This window comes from Streptococcus infantis, assembly GCF_047463635.1.
GTDB lineage: Bacteria > Bacillota > Bacilli > Lactobacillales > Streptococcaceae > Streptococcus > Streptococcus infantis_W.
Window position 1 is genome coordinate 120,721 of record NZ_JASHDL010000003.1, and the last position, 16,342, is coordinate 137,062.

Sequence of the window (16,342 nt, forward strand, 5' to 3'; positions counted from 1 at the left end):
TAATTAAATACAAAGTCAGTTACTTAGGGCAAATAAAAATCGAGGCCGGGATTTTCCCGACCTCTTATTTTTTGATTTTTTCAAGTCTCGGAACAATAACTAGGGTAAGTATTGCTGAGATTATGAGTTCTGCGATAGAATTTGTTGAGATAACAGTAGCTAATAGTTTTTGGATATTTCCATCAAAAACATTTCCAAAGAGGAAGAAGATTCCGCCTAGTACAAATACAGTATTTGTGAGGGAACCAAGTGCTCCCGCGAAGATAAGCCCTGCCTTGTTTTTGAGGAGTTTGTAGACAAAGTATGGAGTTAAACCAATAAGGATGCGTGGTACAATCGCAATAACTAGGGAGTAGATGTTACCGTTTGGTACAAATGGAGAGAAGAGGTAGCTAGTTGGGAGAATAGTGATCGTATTGACAGTCAAGCTAATCATTCCCATCAAGAAACCTAAGATAGCCCCAATCCGTGGTCCGTAGATGATACTAGCAATGATGACTGGGATATGGACAATGGTTGGTTTAATTGGAAATGGCAAGACATTAAAGACAATAGAGCTCAGCAAATGAATGACAATCATGCTGGCAAAAAAGATAGCAATAGGAGCAATATTAGAGCGTTTGTTCATGAAGTTTTTCCTTTATCTGTTGTAAAATAGTATCAAGATCAGCAAGAGCACCACGTCCTACATCGCCACAGGCCAGTAGGGACTCTTTTGGAGCAATAATTGTATAACCATAAGTTTCTAAAGTTTTTAAGTTTGTTTGAGTTGCTGGATGGTCATACATTTTGGTATTCATAGCAGGCGCCACTAGTTTTGGAACATAGTGGGGCAAGGCAAGAGCAGTAGAGGTTACCATATTATCTGCGAAACCGTGTGCTAGTTTTGCAATCGTATTAGCAGTAGCAGGGGCAAGGATAAACAAATCTGTTTCTTTGCCAAGTTCGATATGATTGACTTTGTCAGGATAAGGTTCCTGCATAACATCTAGATGTACCGTATTTTGAGATAGGACTTGAAGGGTTAAAGGTTGGATAAAGGCAGTCGCAGCCTGGGTCATAAGTACAGTTACAGAATGCCCCTGTTTCTTCAAGTTACTAACCAAATCAGCAGCCTTGTAAGAAGCAATAGAGCCTGTAACAGCGAGTGTAATACGAGCCATAATTTTCCTTTCTAACAGTCAAATCCTTGAATTTTTTCCACTAACAAGTCAGCAATTTCTTGCTTGCTAGTAGCAAGCTGATAATCTTTTTCTTCTACTAGATAAGCCAGGTGCTGATTTGCATTAATCTGAGTGAGATCATTAGCGATAATCAAGTCAGCTTGATTCTTTTCAAGACTTTCTCTAGCGATTTGAATCAGATGCTCCTTGGTAACATCGACAAGCAGTTTAAAGCCGATGAGATGAATACTTGGGTTCCATTCTTTGACAAGAGAAATAATTTTAGGATTTTTCTTGAGAAATAGGACTTGCACCTCATCCTTAGAGGAGATCTTTGTTTCCATATTTTTCTTATGCAAAAACTCACTTAAATCTTGGCTTGCTTGGACTTGGTCAAGACCAGTCATGTAAACAGGACTATAGTCAGAGACTGCCATGGAATGAATCAAAACTTGATAATCAGGAAGAATCCGTTTCATCTCTCGAAGTAAATCGGAAGTGTTTTTGATTTCAATGATGGATAAATTTGAGCGTGGTGCTGGTTTCAATGCTTGTTGTGTAGTAATCAGACAAACCTGATGCCCAGCCTTCAGTAAAGTCTCAGTTATAACTTTACCAAGTCTACCAGTAGAGTGGTTGGTAATGGAGCGAACTCTATCAATGGCTTCGCTTGTACCACCAGATGTAACTAAAATTTTCATAGAACTATTGTACAAAAAAATGAGCAGTAAGTAAAATGAAAGCGATAAAATATTATGTGAAATCCTAACTTTAAACTATAGTTAAAACCTATAAAGGCATATAAAAATTTAAATAGTAGACGATAAACCCTTTTGGGGCGCTATATTTACGAACGTTATCAAGCTTTATGTCTGTTAAAAATCTTGTTTTGTGTTATAATGAATTAACACATTTGAGGTAGAGGAGTTTGTTATGAAAACAGATATTGAAATTGCACAGAGTATTGAGTTAAAACCGATTGTTGATGTTGTTGAGAAACTTGGGATTTCTTACGATGATTTGGAGTTGTATGGAAAGTACAAGGCTAAACTAAGCTTTGATAAGATTCGTGAGGTTGAGGCAAATCCAGTTGGTAAATTGATTCTAGTTACTGCCATCAATCCAACCCCAGCTGGTGAAGGGAAGTCAACTATTACCATTGGTCTTGCTGATGCTTTGAATAAGATTGGTAAGAAAACTATGATTGCCATCCGCGAACCTTCTCTTGGTCCTGTCATGGGGATTAAAGGTGGGGCAGCAGGTGGTGGTTATGCTCAAGTATTACCAATGGAAGACATCAACCTTCACTTTACTGGAGATATGCATGCTATTACAACAGCAAACAATGCTCTCTCTGCCTTGATTGACAATCATTTGCACCAAGGAAATGAGCTAGGAATCGATCAACGTCGTATTCTCTGGAAACGTGTTGTAGACTTGAACGACCGTGCTCTTCGTCACGTAACTGTTGGACTCGGTGGACCTCTTAATGGTATTCCTCGCGAAGACGGATTTGATATCACTGTTGCTTCAGAGATCATGGCCATTCTTTGCTTGGCAACTGATATTGAAGATTTGAAACGCCGTTTGGCTAATATCGTCATCGGATACCGTTATGACCGTACTCCAGTTTCAGTTGGTGATTTACAGGTTGAAGGCGCCTTGGCACTGATTTTGAAAGATGCTATCAAACCAAACTTGGTTCAAACAATTTATGGTACACCTGCCTTTGTACATGGTGGTCCATTTGCTAATATCGCTCACGGATGTAACTCTGTATTGGCAACGAAAACAGCTCTTCGTTTAGCTGATTATACAGTAACTGAAGCTGGTTTTGGTGCAGACCTTGGTGCTGAGAAGTTCCTGGATATCAAGACACCTAACTTACCGACAGCTCCAAGTGCAGTAGTCATTGTCGCAACACTTCGTGCTCTTAAGATGAATGGTGGAGTGGCTAAGGATGCTCTGACAGAGGAAAATGTAGAAGCAGTACGAGCAGGATTTGCTAACTTGAAGCGTCACGTTGAGAATATCCGTAAGTTTGGTATTCCAGCAGTTGTTGCAATTAACGAATTTGTATCTGATACAGAAGCAGAAATCGCAGCCTTGAAAGAACTTTGTGCTTCAATCGATGTTCCAGTTGAATTGGCTAGCGTATGGGCTGATGGAGCAGAAGGTGGAGTAGCTCTAGCTGAAACTCTCGTCAAAACAATTGACGAAACCCCAGCTAACTATAAACGTCTCTATGACAATAACCTTTCAGTTCAAGAAAAGATTGAAAAAATTGTCACTGAAATCTATCGTGGAAGCAAAGTAAACTTCGAGAAGAAAGCTCAAACTCAAATCGCTCAAATCGTTCAAAATGGTTGGGACAAATTGCCAATCTGTATGGCTAAAACTCAATACAGTTTCTCAGATAATCCAAATGCACTTGGAGCACCTGAAAACTTTGAAATTACTATTCGTGAATTGGTACCAAAATTGGGTGCAGGCTTCATCGTTGCTCTTACTGGTGACGTAATGACCATGCCTGGACTTCCAAAACGACCAGCTGCTCTCAACATGGATGTTGAAAGTGATGGTACAGTTCTTGGATTATTCTAATTAAATAACAAAAGAGAGTGGGACAGAAATCGGTAATTCGTTAGAATTCGATTTGGTCGTCCCACCTCCGCACAGTTGAGTAGGGCTGTAAAAGCTGATGAAAGCAGCATAGTAGAGTCCACTCAACCACTGCGTCTTGCTCGACAATCCAAAGACAATTGAGAGGCTAGGACTTTTGTTGAACTGCACCCCAAAAGTTAGACAGAAAAAATCGGCTCTTTGTCAACTGTAGTGGGTTGAAGAAAAGCTAAGATCTGGAGAGGATGATTGATGTCCTCTCCATTTTTATATTCAGAGCGATAAAAATCCGTTTTTTGAAGTTTTCAAAGTTCCGAAAACCAAAGGCATTTCGTTTGATAAGTTTGATGAGATTATTGGTCGCTTCCAATTTGGCGTTAGAATAGGGTAATTGAAGAGCGTTGACAATCTTGTCTTTATCCTTTAGAAAGGTTTTAAAGACAGTCTGAAAAAGAGGATGAACCTGCTTGAGATTGTCCTCAATGAGTCCGAAGAATTTCTTCGACTCCTTATTCTGGAAGTGAAAAAGTAAGAGTTGATAAAGATTATAGTGGAGTTTCAAGTCTTCTGAATAGCTCAAAAGCTTGTCTAGAATCTCTTTATTGGTTAGGTGCATACGAAAAGTAGGGCGATAAAAACGTTTATCGCTGAGTTTACGACTATCCTGTTGTATGAGCTTCCAGTAACGTTTAATAGCCTTGTATTCATGAGATTTTCAATCAAATTGATTCATGATTTGAACACGCATACGACTCATAGCCCGGCTTAAGTGTTGGACAATATGGAAACGATCTTAGCATTCGGGAGTGAAACAGTCTGGGAGACTGTTTCAGCCTGAGCCTAGAAATCCGAAAGCGAAGCTGTTTAGCTAAGTCATAGTAAGGGCTAAACATATCCATAGTAATGATTTTCATGTGAGGAAGTTTAAGTATTTTAAAGAGTTTGACAATAAATATGGTAAAATAAAGGTATAAATTTTTAATAAGAAGCGAGGCTAGCCTCCATTGTTATATTCATAACAATGGAATCCTAAAAGTCTCTCTTTATGAGGATAAATATGGATAATAACAGACAAAAAGAACTTCTCGAACTATTAGCTCAGGCACAGGAAGAAGTCATGAACGGCAATGAGGTCTCTACGGAGTTTGCACGTGTACTCTTTCCCCCCGCACGAAAAGAATATGAATTAACCTACTACGGCAAAGAAGGTGAACAATCTATTATCAGTCAATCTTTTGCCGTGCCTTTGCAAGAAAATCGAAGATTTGGTGAATCTACTGAAAGTGATTGGTTAAATAAAATTATTTTCGGCGATAATTTACAAGTCTTAAAAACTCTTGTAGAGATGAAGCATAGAGGTGAACTGAAAAATGCGGATGGTACTGACGGCGTGCGCTTGGTTTATATTGATCCACCGTTTGCGACAAAACAAGATTTTTCGAATAAAGATTCTAAAGCTTATTCTGATAAATTAGCTGGTGCAGAATTTTTAGAATGGCTTAGAAAACGTCTTATCCTGCTACGAGAAGTGTTAGCTGATGACGGATCTATTTACGTACACTTGGATTGGCACAAGGCACATTACGTTAAAGTCTTGATGGATGAGATTTTTGGAGAGGGAAATTTTTGTAATGAGATAGTTTGGTATTATAGACGATGGAATATTGCAGGAAAATATTTTGCTCGAAATCATGATACTATATTTTGGTATACAAAAAATAAAGGAAATCATGTTTTTAACCAGATGTATATTCCTAAATCAGAAAAATCTTCTGCTCAGGGGAAGGCTTGGAAAAGCGTTATTGGAGAAGACGGCAAACGACGGTCAATTCAAACAGATGAAAAGACCAAGGGTGTTCCTATGCCTGATACTTGGGAAATTTCAATGATTAACCCAGTTGCCAAAGAGAGAATTGGATACCCTACTCAAAAACCAGAGAAATTGCTTGAACGAATTATTAAATCATCATCAAATAATGGAGATTTAATTCTCGATTGTTTTGGAGGTTCGGGAACTACTGCGGCAGTGGCAGAGAAGTTGGGTAGACGATGGATTACTGTAGATGCAGGGAAGTTATCTATTTATACTATTCAAAAAAGAATATTAGGAAATGAATCACATAAACCTTTTGCAGTTTATGATGCAGGTCTGTATGATAATGAAAAACTAAATGATTTTGATAGTACACAGTGGAAACAGTTTGCCATGGCTTTATACAATGTTCAACCTTCTTATCAGTCAATCAAAGGACTTTCTTTTGATGGGATGAAAGATGGTTCTCTAGTTAAAGTTTATTCCCTTAATGAATTAAATGGAATGGGAGCAAAAATATCAGAAGATACTTTGGAACAGATTTATTCTCGCTTAGGTTCAGCTGCCCCTAATGAGATATTCATTATTGCTCCTCAAGGGAAATTTACTTTTGCAGTAGATGAGTATGATAATGACGGTGAGTGGAATACAATATTTAATATTCTTCGTGTTCCATATTCAATGTACCAAAAATTTACTGAGAATTTCAAAGGTACTTTACAGGCAGACGATACTGACTCGGTAAATGCGGTTGTTGATGCTTACGGATTTGATTTTATGCGAAAACCCAAAGTTGATTTTGAAATTATTGGAGAAATACTAAGGGTTAATTCTTTTGAATCATTTTCTAGATTGAAAGGCAAAGAAAATATAAGTGGTTTTGAGGCGTTCTCAATGCTTTTAGTTGATTTAACGTATGATAATAGAGCCTTCAATGTGGATAAAGTATATTACCATAAAGATTTCGATGAAAATCAATCTATAACATTTGATGAAAGTCAAATTGATGGTCAAGCGATGTTTATATTTGTAGATAAATTTGGAAATGAGTTTGTAACAACGAGGGGAGAAATGGCATAATGGAATATAAAGATAGTGATTTAGTCCTAGAAGTTAGTAAAAACGTAAACCCTGTAGTTTGGGACGAAGGATTTTTTCAAAATTTCTTTGATATGCTATTTGGAAAAAGAAACTATCAGAAAGAAGCAGCTGAAACTGCTTTACGTTTTCTCAACTCTGGTGAATATAAAGATATAACAGCATTAGCAAAAGAAAATTTTGAAAAGAATCAAGTCATAAGAGCAAGATGGAACAATGATTTTAATTTGATGCAAGATGATTTAGATTTATCTGACAAGCTGTCAGCAACCTTAGATTTAGCTACAGGAACAGGGAAGTCATATGTTATGTTTGCGATAGCGCTTGTTATGCTTGCCACAAAAAAAGTTTCTCGAGTTCTGGTATTAGTTCCTAGCGTAACCATTGAAAATGAGCTGACTCAAAAATTTAAAAACCTTCTAGGAAATTTACAACTTCTTAAAACTCTAGGAGATAATTTTGTACCACCTCAAATTTTAAATGGCGATAGTACACTTGTGGAAAATTCCATTGCTGTTGAAAATCGAAATGCTATTTATAAAGCTCAAGCAACTAGAAATTCTATAGTTGATAGTTTAAAGGGAAATGGCGAAAATACACTTATATTGAATGATGAAGTTCACCATGTTTATTATTCTGAATCGAATGAGTGGAGAAGCTTTATTGAAGATGAAAGTAGTAATAATATCAATTTCAAATATGTTATTGGCGTAACAGGAACAGCCTATAAAGGAAAGAATAAAAGTGGGAATGACTACTTTTCAAATGTTATCTATCGTTTCTCTCTTCGTGATGCAATAGAACAGGGGTTTGTTAAGGATATAGAATACATTTCAAAAGAAGATATTCCAAAAGATAAGGACGAGAGATGGCAAGTAATTTTGAATTCTCATAACCAAATTGCATCGCAAGTTCCTGAAGAACTTGGTATTAAGCCCATTACAATTATTGTGACGTCCAAACAGAATCTTGCTGATAGTAAAGCGAAAGCTTTTAAAAAATTTTTACAAACACAAAGAAAGCTGACTGATGTAGAAGTTAATGACATAGTTCTTTCAGTTCATAGTGGACAGAAAGCAGCTATTGATAGAATGAAACTGTCTAAAGTTAATGAAAAAGGTAATCCAGTGGAATTTATCTTTAGTGTTTCAATGCTTACTGAAGGTTGGGATGTTAAGCGTGTATTTCAGATTGTTCCAGATGACGAAAGAGCATTTAACTCAAAACTTTTGATTGCTCAAGTTCTTGGAAGAGGTTTGCGTGTTCCAGAGGGGTGGGATACTAGCAAGTGGGGTGCCCCGACAGTGACAGTTTTTAACCATGAAAAATGGTCTGCCAATGTAGAGGCACTTGTAAATGAGGTTCTGGAGATTAGACAGCGAATCACTTTGTCTGTTAATAAAGAATCAAATTATAATTTCAGTTTGACGAATGTAAAATATTCTTCAAAAACTGACACTAAAGATTATCCTAAAATGGGTACATATAATTTATGGGAAAATGGTGTTAATTTACCAACAGATGATAAATTTGGGAAGAGTACTATTACCCTGACAGATATTAAGACAAAATCAGATAGAAACTTCCAAACAACTTACGAGCATGAGCAGATTACAGTAAAAGAAATGGCGAATATTTTGTATAGCCGATTCGAGGATTTGGAAGACAGTGAGTATGCACAAGAATATCAGAACTTATGGTCAGTTTCAAAAATAAAAGCCATGATTGAAGAATCGTTGAAAAAAAGTGGAAATACTCATATTACAAAAAGTCTTAAGAATAAATTTTTGTCGTCTATGAATGTTATTTTTAGGGATGGTTCAAAAGTAGTTAGTTACGACATTGAGCCGCAAGAATATTTTACCGTTTTAACTGTTAACTTACCTAAAAATACTTCTGAAATAAGTGGATTTAGAATGAATAAAGTTCTTTTTTACGGCTCAGATTTGGAATCTAGTCTTTCATCTGATAAAGCTAGTTTAGATACTTTCCGAGAACTAACAGACACAACAAATGGATATAAAGCGAAGAAAATTGAGAATAAATACAATTTTAAAACTCCTCAATTTGGGATTGTAACAACAGGTAATCCTGAGAAAGAATTTTTAACTAAGCTCACTACTGATGAAGAAGTTATCAAAAGTATTGATTCGTTCATAAAATCCGATGACATGAGTTTTTACAGTATTGACTATTCTTGGCAAAAAGGTACCCACCATAAGAATGGACAATTTAATCCAGACTGGTTTATTAAACAAGGTGATAATATTATTGCTGTAGAAATTAAAGATAATTCACAAATTTCTGAACCAGATTCAGAGAATATTGGGAAAAACAAAGCAGCGATTAAACATTTTAATTTTATAAATGAAAAGCATGAATCAGAAGGTAATTTGACTAGATATAAATTTACATTTTTGACACCTAAAGATTTTGATATATTCTTTAAGAAACTCTCTGAGAAAGATATAATGAATTTCAAGAGTCAATTAGATGTTAAATTAGTTGACTCTAAATAATTTTTTACTAAAAATCTATCTTTTTCGGAAACACATAAATGACAGTAGAAAATCTGCTGTCATTTTTTGCTGCCCAGAAACTAAAAAACTTCCCTTAGAATAGTCCAAGAGAAGCTGTAAGTCATTACAAGTTTTTACAACTATTTGTATAAGATGTGGTAAATTTTTGGTAAGTTTTGCCATTCACACTCATAAAACCTTGATATAACAACGTTTTTGAGCTGTCTTACTTCATTGTTGGGAAAAGAAGTACGTCACGGATAGTTGTTGTATCAGTGAGGAGCATGCAGAGACGGTCGATACCGATTCCCAAACCACCTGTTGGTGGCATACCATATTCAAGGGCCTCAATGTAGTCATAATCGATGCCTGTAGCTTCATCGTCACCAAGTTCTTTAGCTTTGGCTTGAGCTTCAAAACGGCTAAGCTGGTCGATTGGATCGTTCAACTCAGTAAAGGCATTTCCGTATTCTTTGGTCATGATGAAGAGCTCGAAACGATCAGTGAAGCGCTCGTCTTCAGGGTTCTTCTTAGCAAGTGGAGATACTGCCACTGGATGTCCATAGACAAAGGTTGGTTGGATCAAGGTTTCTTCAACATACTCTTCAAAGAAAGCATTGATAATGTGACCAACTTCAGTGTAATGTTTTTCAACTGGAACTTTCTTCTCAGCAGCGATAGCTTTAGCTTCTTCGAAGGTCATATCTTGCCAGAAATCGACACCTGTAATTTCTTTGATTGCATCCACCATGTGAATACGTTTGAATGGTTCGTTAATCTTGATTTCAGTTCCTTGGTAGTTGACTGGACCATCCCCTTTAACTGATTTAGCAGCGTGTTGGATAATGCCTTCAGTTAAGTTCATAATGTCTTGGAAGTCTGCATAAGCTTGGTAAACTTCGATAGAAGTGAACTCAGGGTTGTGGGTAGCATCCATTCCTTCGTTACGGAAGATACGGCCAATCTCATAAACACGTTCCATACCACCGACGATAAGGCGTTTCAAGTGAAGTTCAGTCGCGATACGAAGCACCATGTCAATGTTTTGAGCATTGTGGTGAGTGATGAATGGACGAGCAGCAGCACCTCCTGCTTCGTTGTGAAGAACAGGTGTTTCAACTTCAAGGAAACCTTTTTGATCAAGGTAACGACGGATTTCAGAGATGATTTTTGAGCGAGTAACAAAGCGTTCAAAGCTTTCACGGTTTGAAATCAAATCAAGGTAACGTTTACGGTAAATAGTTTCAACGTCTGTTAAACCGTGGAATTTCTCTGGAAGCGGACGAAGGGCTTTGGACAAGTGAGTGATATGTGTAGCCTTGATAGAGAGTTCTCCCATATCTGTACGCATAATTTCACCTTCGACCCCAAGGAAGTCTCCTAAGTCAGCCTTTTTAAAGATTTCGTAGTTTTCTTCACCGACAGCATCTTTACGAACGTAGATTTGGATTTGACCTTCGCGGTCTTGAAGGTGGGCAAATCCAACCTTACCTTTACCACGTTTTGTTACCAAACGTCCAGCGATAGTAGCAGTCTCGTTTAAATCGTGTAGTTGTTCTTTGTCAAGGTCAGCATATTTATCTTTTAATTCTTGTGAGTTAGCAGTGCGTTCAAAGCGTTTACCGAATGGATCGATTCCTTGTTCGCGGAGCGCAGCCATTTTTTCACGGCGAACGATCTGCTGGTCATTTAGTTCTTCCATATGTTCTGTTGACATGGTTTCCTCCTAGTTTTTACTCAATTCTTGATACGATGAGTCTTTTTTGCGATACTCCCATTTTATCATAAAAATCAAATAAATTCACGGATATTCTACAAAATCTAAAAAGAACTTAACAGCGATTGTTAAGTTCTTTTTAGATTTTGATAAGAAGTGTCGTTCCAGACTAAGAGGTTGAAGTTTTTAAAGTCTTCTGTTTCGACAATAGTAACACTAGCATTTGCTAGACCTCCTTCTTTTCTAAGTAGTGGAGTATCATAGCCTAAAAGAGTTCGAATACTGGCTGTGAGATTGGCTCCGTGACCGACAATCATGACATGTTCAAAAGGTTTGGACTCTAATGATTTGATAAACTGAATGGTCCGCTGAGTTGTTTGATAGACAGACTCTGCTCCAAACATAGTTGAATCAAACTTTGCTAGATTGGTACGAAAAGCTTTTAATTGCTCGGGATAGATGGCTTCCAAGGTTGCAAATTTTGCACCTTCAAGTTTTCCAAGTTGCCATTCTCTTAGTGAGGGTATCTCTTCTAATGGACAGCTGTTTTTCAGTTGACTTTGGATAATTTGAGCGGAAGTTTTAGCACGAGGAAGATCACTAGAATAAATCACATCAAATGAAGTTTCCTGAAGATATTGGCCTAATTTTTTTAAGGTTTCAATGGATTCCTCAAGAAGTGGAGAGTCCCCGCTTGCTCCTTGAAAACGTCCCTCAAGATTCCAAAGTGTTTTACCGTGACGAATAAAATAGAATTTCATGTGCTACTTGCCTCCAAGATATCAGCAAATTCAGCTTTAACAAAGGCTGCTAGATCTTGAGGGTTGATAATGATACTATGACCAACCTCCCCTGCGGAAACAATCATTTCATTCAGTTGAAGAGCACTTTGATCGATAAAGATAGGGTAGTTATGTTTTTGACGAATTCCAACTGGATTATTGGCGCCATGGATATAGCCTGTTGTTTTTTCTAGGTCTTTTTGTGGAATCATGCTGACTTTCTTATTACCAGAAATCTTAGCTAGTTTCTTTTCAGAAAGATGTTCAGTGATAGGAAGGATGCCGATAATGGGTCCAGTCTTATCTCCCAGAAGTGCTAGAGTCTTAAAAATCTGACTCTTTTCATAACCTTGAGGCATCTCACCTTCCAGGGCATTAATTTGAATACCTGTATGGTTTATTCCTGCCTTGGTTAAAATTTGTTGGACCAAGGTTTTTTTGACTTTTACTTTTTTAGCCATTATTTGTATTTATCCTCCAATTGACTCATCCAAATACCTAACCAAATACCTAGAGCGAAGAAAAAGGCAATGATGACATAAGACACAAGAGATAATCCACTATAGCTGATGCTTTCAGCATTACCAGCATTTGGAATGAGGATTAAGATTGTACTTGAAAGAACAATTCCGATGATAAAGTGGTAAACACGAGATTGATAGACACGGAGAGCGTAGTCCATAAATTTTGAAAAAATGACAAGAGTAGCAAGTGCTCCAATTCCTATTGGAAGAAAGGTTCCGAATAAATCAAAAGTCTTAAATCCTGTTAGCATTGGACTATAAAGACCAAGGATTAAAAGTAGATTAGAAGGGCTGAGTCCTGGCACTAAAATTCCAAGTGCCAGTAAGCATCCAGCAAGAGTAAAGTTAAGGAAACTAGCTGACAACGATCCGACGACAAAATTTAAGGCGTAGAGGGCAATACCTGAAAGGATAAAAGTTGCCCAAAACCAAATGAGATCAATCTTATCTCTCTCGGAATCACGGGTAGATTCTTTGACAAGACTTGGAATGGTACCGATGATGGCACCAGCAAAACTCCACAATACATACACTTGATAATTCTCTAAAAGATACTCGATTGGATAGGAGAAAAGTCCAATGCCCAGTAACATCCCAATACCAACAGGTAGGAAAAAGAGCACATCTTCTTTTAAATTCTTAAAAGGATGAGCAAGAAAACGAATCATTCTCTCATAAATTCCCAAGATAGCGGCAAGAACGCCACCAGAAATCCCTGGTAGAATGAAACCTAGGGCAATTACAATTCCCTTAATAATTTTTGATAACCATGATAACATAGAGGTCCTCCGAGATTCATATTCTATAAAGATAAAACAGTAATTTAATACTGAAAAATAAAGAAAAGCAAGCAGAAAGCAATGTCTGACTTGCTTATGGTGATAGTGATTAAGGATTTAAAAATAATTTTCTAAAGGTTTCTTCCTTGTTCTTTGATGAAGAAATAAGGTTCAAATCCAGATGATTTTCAAAGCCTCCAAGGCTTCCATGAGAGGTGTATTGGTGAAGTTCATAGTTAAGATCTGTTTTTGGAGCACTCTCGTAGTAACCCGAGTTGGTTCCATAGGACGGTATCCAGATTGCTGAGAAATTTTCCGTACTGATACTATGCTCCTCCATAAAGTAAACACCAACATAGATGCCAATATTTTTAGCTCCCAATGAAGCTAATTTAGCACGGAAGGCCTCAACACCCTGGTTCATGTCAGACATAGTCTTGTCTTCAACATCCAACCAATAGTAGCTAGGATTATAGGGAGAAGCAGCATTATAAAAAACTTCGGCAGCTTTTTCCATTTCTTCGACATTTTTACCAGCTACATAGGCATAAACAGCGACTGGAATATTCCGTTTTTGAAATTCTGTGATGTGTTCTTTATAAGCCTTATCAACCCCATTTTTAAATGAAGCATCGTTTTCAACAGAAGCTTGAGCTCCACTATGAACCCGAACGATTGCACCTGAAATATTTTGAGCTAAGGTGTCATAATTGATCTCTGATGGTCTTTGCCAGCCAGAAACATCAATAATCGGCTTGTTGATATTATGTAAAGCTTGAGTTTCTACTTGAACTGGATTTTGCTTTGTTTTGACTGGATGGTCTTCAAACTTGGGTCTATTGATGATTAAAATACCCACAAGAGTAGCTAATACAGTAAAAATAAAAACAGGATTTATTTTCTTTCTCATACTTTTATAGTGTATCGTAAATGGTGAAAAAAATCAAAAAAAATACTCGAAATCATCTAGAGAATGCGATGTTTTAAAGCATTTGCCCTCTTTTGTGTTTGAAAGAGCAAAAATATGATATAATTAAAAGGAATTTCTATAGAAAAGAGAAAAATATGGCAAATTATGCAGTTATTTTAGCAGCGGGTAAAGGTACTCGTATGAAGTCAGAACTACCAAAAGTCATGCACAAGGTTGCAGGAATTTCAATGCTTGAGCATGTTTTTCGTAGTGTAGGGGCCATCAATCCTGAAAAAACAGTAACGGTTGTGGGTCATAAGGCAGAACTTGTGGAGCAAGTTTTAGCTGGTCAAACTGATTTTGTAAGACAGTCTGAGCAATTAGGAACTGGTCATGCGGTTATGATGGCTGAGCCAATTCTTGAAGGACTTTCTGGACAAACATTGGTTATTGCTGGTGATACACCACTCATTACTGGTGAAAGTCTAAAGAACTTGATTGATTTCCACGTAAATCACAAAAATGTAGCGACAATCCTAACTGCAGAAGCTGATGATCCGTTTGGTTATGGGCGTATTGTTCGTAACGAGAATGCTGAAGTGCTTCGTATCGTGGAGCAGAAGGATGCGACTGATTTTGAAAAACAAATCAAGGAAATCAATACAGGAACCTATGTCTTTGATAATGCTCGTCTTTTTGAAGCTTTGAAGAATATCAACACTAACAATGCCCAAGGCGAATACTACATTACTGATGTCATCGGCATTTTCCGTGAAGCTGGAGAAAAAGTCGGAGCCTATACTCTGAAAGACTTTGATGAAAGTCTCGGAGTTAATGACCGTGTTGCCCTTGCGACAGCTGAAGGCATCATGCGTCGCCGTATTAACCAAGCGCATATGGTCAATGGAGTTAGCTTTGTGAATCCTGAAGCTACTTACATTGACATCGATGTTGAAATTGCTCCAGAAGTTCAAATAGAAGCAAATGTAACCCTCAAAGGTTCTAGTAAGATTGGTGCTGAAACTATCCTGACAAACGGAACTTATATCGTTGATAGTAGCATCGGAGCAGGAGCAGTAATCACCAATTCAATGATTGAGGAAAGCTCAGTTGCTGATGGTGTTACAGTTGGACCTTATGCTCATATCCGTCCAGGATCAAGTCTTGCAAAAGATGTACATATCGGGAACTTTGTTGAAGTCAAAGGTTCTAGCATTGGGGAGAATACTAAGGCAGGTCATTTGACTTATATTGGTAACTGTGAAGTTGGTAGTGATGTCAACTTCGGTGCAGGAACCATTACTGTAAATTACGATGGTCAACACAAGTTTAAGACAACTATTGGTAACAATGTTTTTGTTGGATCAAATTCAACCATCATTGCTCCAGTAGATCTTGGAGATAACTCTCTTGTTGGTGCAGGTTCAACCATTACTAAGGATGTTCCAGCTGATGCCATCGCTATTGGACGAGGTCGCCAAATTAATAAGGACGAATATGCAACTCGCCTCCCTCACCATCCTAACAATAAATAGGAGCTAACGATGGAATTTGAAGAAAAGACGCTTAGTCGTAAAGAAATTTATAAAGGACCTATTTTTCAGCTAGTTCAAGATCAGGTTGAACTACCTTCTGGGAAAGGTACTGCACAACGTGATTTGATTTTCCACAATGGGGCAGTTTGCGTTCTTGCAGTCACTCCAGAAAATAAGATTGTTCTTGTTAAACAATATCGCAAGGCGATTGAAAAAGTCTCTTATGAAATTCCTGCAGGTAAGCTGGAAATTGGGGAGAATGCAGATCCAGAAGCTGCAGCCCTTCGTGAATTAGAAGAAGAAGCAGCCTATACTGGTAAATTAAGCCTTCTCTATGATTTTTACTCTGCGATTGGATTTTGTAACGAGCGCTTAAAACTTTACTTGGCAAGTGATTTGACAAAAGTTGAAAATCCTCGTCCTCATGATGAAGATGAGACTTTGGAGTTACTTGAAGTCAGTCTTGACCAAGCTAAAGCACTGATCCAGTCAGGAGATATTTGTGATGCCAAGACTATCATGGCTATTCAGTACTGGGAATTACAAAAAAATAGTGGAGGAACCCATGGGTAAACCTTTATTAACAGATGAAATGATCGAACGTGCCAATCGAGGAGAGGACATCTCAGGTCCTCCCTTGCTAGATGATGAGGAAACTAAGATTTTACCGACTTCTTCTCAAAATTTTGGCTATTCGCGAACCAAAGATCATGGTTTTAGCCAGGATACACTGACCATCGAAGTTGAACCTTCTATTCACAAAAGTCGTCGGATTGAAAATACCAAGAGAAATGTCTTTAATTCTAAATTAAACAAGATTCTTTTTGCAGTTATTTTTCTCTTGATTTTGTTAATTCTAGCAATGAGATTTATTTAAGGG

General features: G+C 37.4%; 14 protein-coding genes and 1 pseudogene. 6 read left to right on the forward strand and 9 right to left on the reverse strand.

Features of this window, described 5'->3' with window-relative positions; genetic code table 11:
• Nucleotides 1–64: 64 nt before the first annotated feature.
• Genes QM867_RS03340 through QM867_RS03350 form a run of 3 tightly spaced genes read right to left on the reverse strand, consistent with a single transcriptional unit; the run spans nucleotide 65 to nucleotide 1,864 of the window.
• The gene (locus QM867_RS03340; protein ID WP_001042711.1) at nucleotides 65–628 is read right to left on the reverse strand and encodes an ECF transporter S component; all 564 of its coding nucleotides are present in this window, start codon (nucleotides 626–628) and stop codon (nucleotides 65–67) included.
• The gene (gene coaC, locus QM867_RS03345) at nucleotides 612–1,163 is read right to left on the reverse strand and encodes a phosphopantothenoylcysteine decarboxylase (protein ID WP_311522323.1); all 552 of its coding nucleotides are present in this window, start codon (nucleotides 1,161–1,163) and stop codon (nucleotides 612–614) included. Before coaC ends, QM867_RS03340 begins: the two co-directional genes overlap by 17 nt.
• Before the next feature lie 11 nt (nucleotides 1,164–1,174).
• Complete coding sequence (locus QM867_RS03350; protein ID WP_414315170.1) at nucleotides 1,175–1,864, reverse strand: phosphopantothenate--cysteine ligase; 690 nt, start codon at nucleotides 1,862–1,864, stop codon at nucleotides 1,175–1,177.
• A 232-nt stretch (nucleotides 1,865–2,096) separates the two neighbouring features.
• On the opposite strand from QM867_RS03350, the gene QM867_RS03355 reads away from it, so the two are divergent.
• Entirely contained in the window at nucleotides 2,097–3,767 is a 1,671-nt protein-coding gene (locus tag QM867_RS03355; RefSeq protein ID WP_414315171.1) for a formate--tetrahydrofolate ligase, read from the forward strand.
• Between the two features lie 247 nt (nucleotides 3,768–4,014).
• Here QM867_RS03355 and QM867_RS03360 read toward each other — a convergent pair.
• Nucleotides 4,015–4,699, reverse strand: a pseudogene (locus tag QM867_RS03360) (transposase); the annotation flags it as partial.
• 143 nt (nucleotides 4,700–4,842) lie between these two features.
• Between QM867_RS03360 and QM867_RS03365 the strand changes: the two are divergent.
• Both QM867_RS03365 and QM867_RS03370 read left to right on the forward strand, forming a co-directional pair.
• Nucleotides 4,843–6,678, forward strand: a complete 1,836-nt coding sequence (locus tag QM867_RS03365) for a site-specific DNA-methyltransferase (RefSeq protein WP_414315172.1) — start codon at nucleotides 4,843–4,845, stop codon at nucleotides 6,676–6,678.
• A complete protein-coding gene (locus tag QM867_RS03370) occupies nucleotides 6,678–9,215 on the forward strand; it encodes a DEAD/DEAH box helicase (RefSeq protein ID WP_414315173.1) in 2,538 nt (845 codons plus the stop codon). Before QM867_RS03365 ends, QM867_RS03370 begins: the two co-directional genes overlap by 1 nt.
• Before the next feature lie 226 nt (nucleotides 9,216–9,441).
• Here the strand turns inward: QM867_RS03370 and lysS are convergent, their stop codons facing one another.
• From lysS to QM867_RS03395, 5 genes are all read right to left on the reverse strand, one after another.
• On the reverse strand, nucleotides 9,442–10,932 hold the full coding sequence (gene lysS, locus QM867_RS03375) for a lysine--tRNA ligase (protein ID WP_414315174.1): 1,491 nt from the start codon (nucleotides 10,930–10,932) through the stop codon (nucleotides 9,442–9,444).
• 128 nt (nucleotides 10,933–11,060) lie between these two features.
• Nucleotides 11,061–11,693 (reverse strand): histidine phosphatase family protein, encoded by a 633-nt coding sequence (locus tag QM867_RS03380; protein WP_371607714.1) that lies wholly within the window; start codon nucleotides 11,691–11,693, stop codon nucleotides 11,061–11,063.
• Nucleotides 11,690–12,175 (reverse strand): aminoacyl-tRNA deacylase, encoded by a 486-nt coding sequence (locus QM867_RS03385; protein WP_414315175.1) that lies wholly within the window; start codon nucleotides 12,173–12,175, stop codon nucleotides 11,690–11,692. The genes QM867_RS03380 and QM867_RS03385 overlap by 4 nt, the downstream gene beginning before the upstream one ends.
• Nucleotides 12,175–13,017, reverse strand: coding sequence for a DUF368 domain-containing protein (locus tag QM867_RS03390; RefSeq protein WP_414315176.1), 843 nt, complete (start codon nucleotides 13,015–13,017; stop codon nucleotides 12,175–12,177). Before QM867_RS03390 ends, QM867_RS03385 begins: the two co-directional genes overlap by 1 nt.
• 109 nt (nucleotides 13,018–13,126) lie before the next feature.
• A complete protein-coding gene (locus tag QM867_RS03395) occupies nucleotides 13,127–13,927 on the reverse strand; it encodes a glycoside hydrolase family 25 protein (RefSeq protein WP_414273415.1) in 801 nt (266 codons plus the stop codon).
• A 155-nt stretch (nucleotides 13,928–14,082) separates the two neighbouring features.
• On the opposite strand from QM867_RS03395, the gene glmU reads away from it, so the two are divergent.
• From glmU to macP, 3 genes are read left to right on the forward strand one after another with little or no spacing between them, the layout of a single operon-like run.
• Entirely contained in the window at nucleotides 14,083–15,462 is a 1,380-nt protein-coding gene (gene glmU, locus QM867_RS03400) for a bifunctional UDP-N-acetylglucosamine diphosphorylase/glucosamine-1-phosphate N-acetyltransferase GlmU (protein WP_414315177.1), read from the forward strand.
• Between the two features lie 9 nt (nucleotides 15,463–15,471).
• Entirely contained in the window at nucleotides 15,472–16,035 is a 564-nt protein-coding gene (locus QM867_RS03405; protein ID WP_414315178.1) for an NUDIX hydrolase, read from the forward strand.
• The gene (gene macP, locus QM867_RS03410; protein WP_000517859.1) at nucleotides 16,028–16,339 is read left to right on the forward strand and encodes a cell wall synthase accessory phosphoprotein MacP; all 312 of its coding nucleotides are present in this window, start codon (nucleotides 16,028–16,030) and stop codon (nucleotides 16,337–16,339) included. The genes QM867_RS03405 and macP overlap by 8 nt, the downstream gene beginning before the upstream one ends.
• Nucleotides 16,340–16,342 lie beyond the last annotated feature (3 nt).

Excerpts from the sequence above, each read along its gene's own strand:
- macP (WP_000517859.1), top strand. The coding sequence starts at position 16,028 with ATGGGTAAACCTTTATTAACAGATGAAATGATCGAACGTGCCAATCGA.
- coaC (WP_311522323.1), bottom strand. The coding sequence starts at position 1,163 with ATGGCTCGTATTACACTCGCTGTTACAGGCTCTATTGCTTCTTACAAG.
- QM867_RS03340 (WP_001042711.1), bottom strand. The coding sequence starts at position 628 with ATGAACAAACGCTCTAATATTGCTCCTATTGCTATCTTTTTTGCCAGC.
- QM867_RS03390 (WP_414315176.1), bottom strand. The coding sequence starts at position 13,017 with ATGTTATCATGGTTATCAAAAATTATTAAGGGAATTGTAATTGCCCTA.
- QM867_RS03385 (WP_414315175.1), bottom strand. The coding sequence starts at position 12,175 with ATGGCTAAAAAAGTAAAAGTCAAAAAAACCTTGGTCCAACAAATTTTA.
- QM867_RS03365 (WP_414315172.1), top strand. The coding sequence starts at position 4,843 with ATGGATAATAACAGACAAAAAGAACTTCTCGAACTATTAGCTCAGGCA.
- glmU (WP_414315177.1), top strand. The coding sequence starts at position 14,083 with ATGGCAAATTATGCAGTTATTTTAGCAGCGGGTAAAGGTACTCGTATG.
- lysS (WP_414315174.1), bottom strand. The coding sequence starts at position 10,932 with ATGTCAACAGAACATATGGAAGAACTAAATGACCAGCAGATCGTTCGC.
- QM867_RS03405 (WP_414315178.1), top strand. The coding sequence starts at position 15,472 with ATGGAATTTGAAGAAAAGACGCTTAGTCGTAAAGAAATTTATAAAGGA.
- QM867_RS03355 (WP_414315171.1), top strand. The coding sequence starts at position 2,097 with ATGAAAACAGATATTGAAATTGCACAGAGTATTGAGTTAAAACCGATT.
- QM867_RS03370 (WP_414315173.1), top strand. The coding sequence starts at position 6,678 with ATGGAATATAAAGATAGTGATTTAGTCCTAGAAGTTAGTAAAAACGTA.
- QM867_RS03395 (WP_414273415.1), bottom strand. The coding sequence starts at position 13,927 with ATGAGAAAGAAAATAAATCCTGTTTTTATTTTTACTGTATTAGCTACT.
- QM867_RS03380 (WP_371607714.1), bottom strand. The coding sequence starts at position 11,693 with ATGAAATTCTATTTTATTCGTCACGGTAAAACACTTTGGAATCTTGAG.
- QM867_RS03350 (WP_414315170.1), bottom strand. The coding sequence starts at position 1,864 with ATGAAAATTTTAGTTACATCTGGTGGTACAAGCGAAGCCATTGATAGA.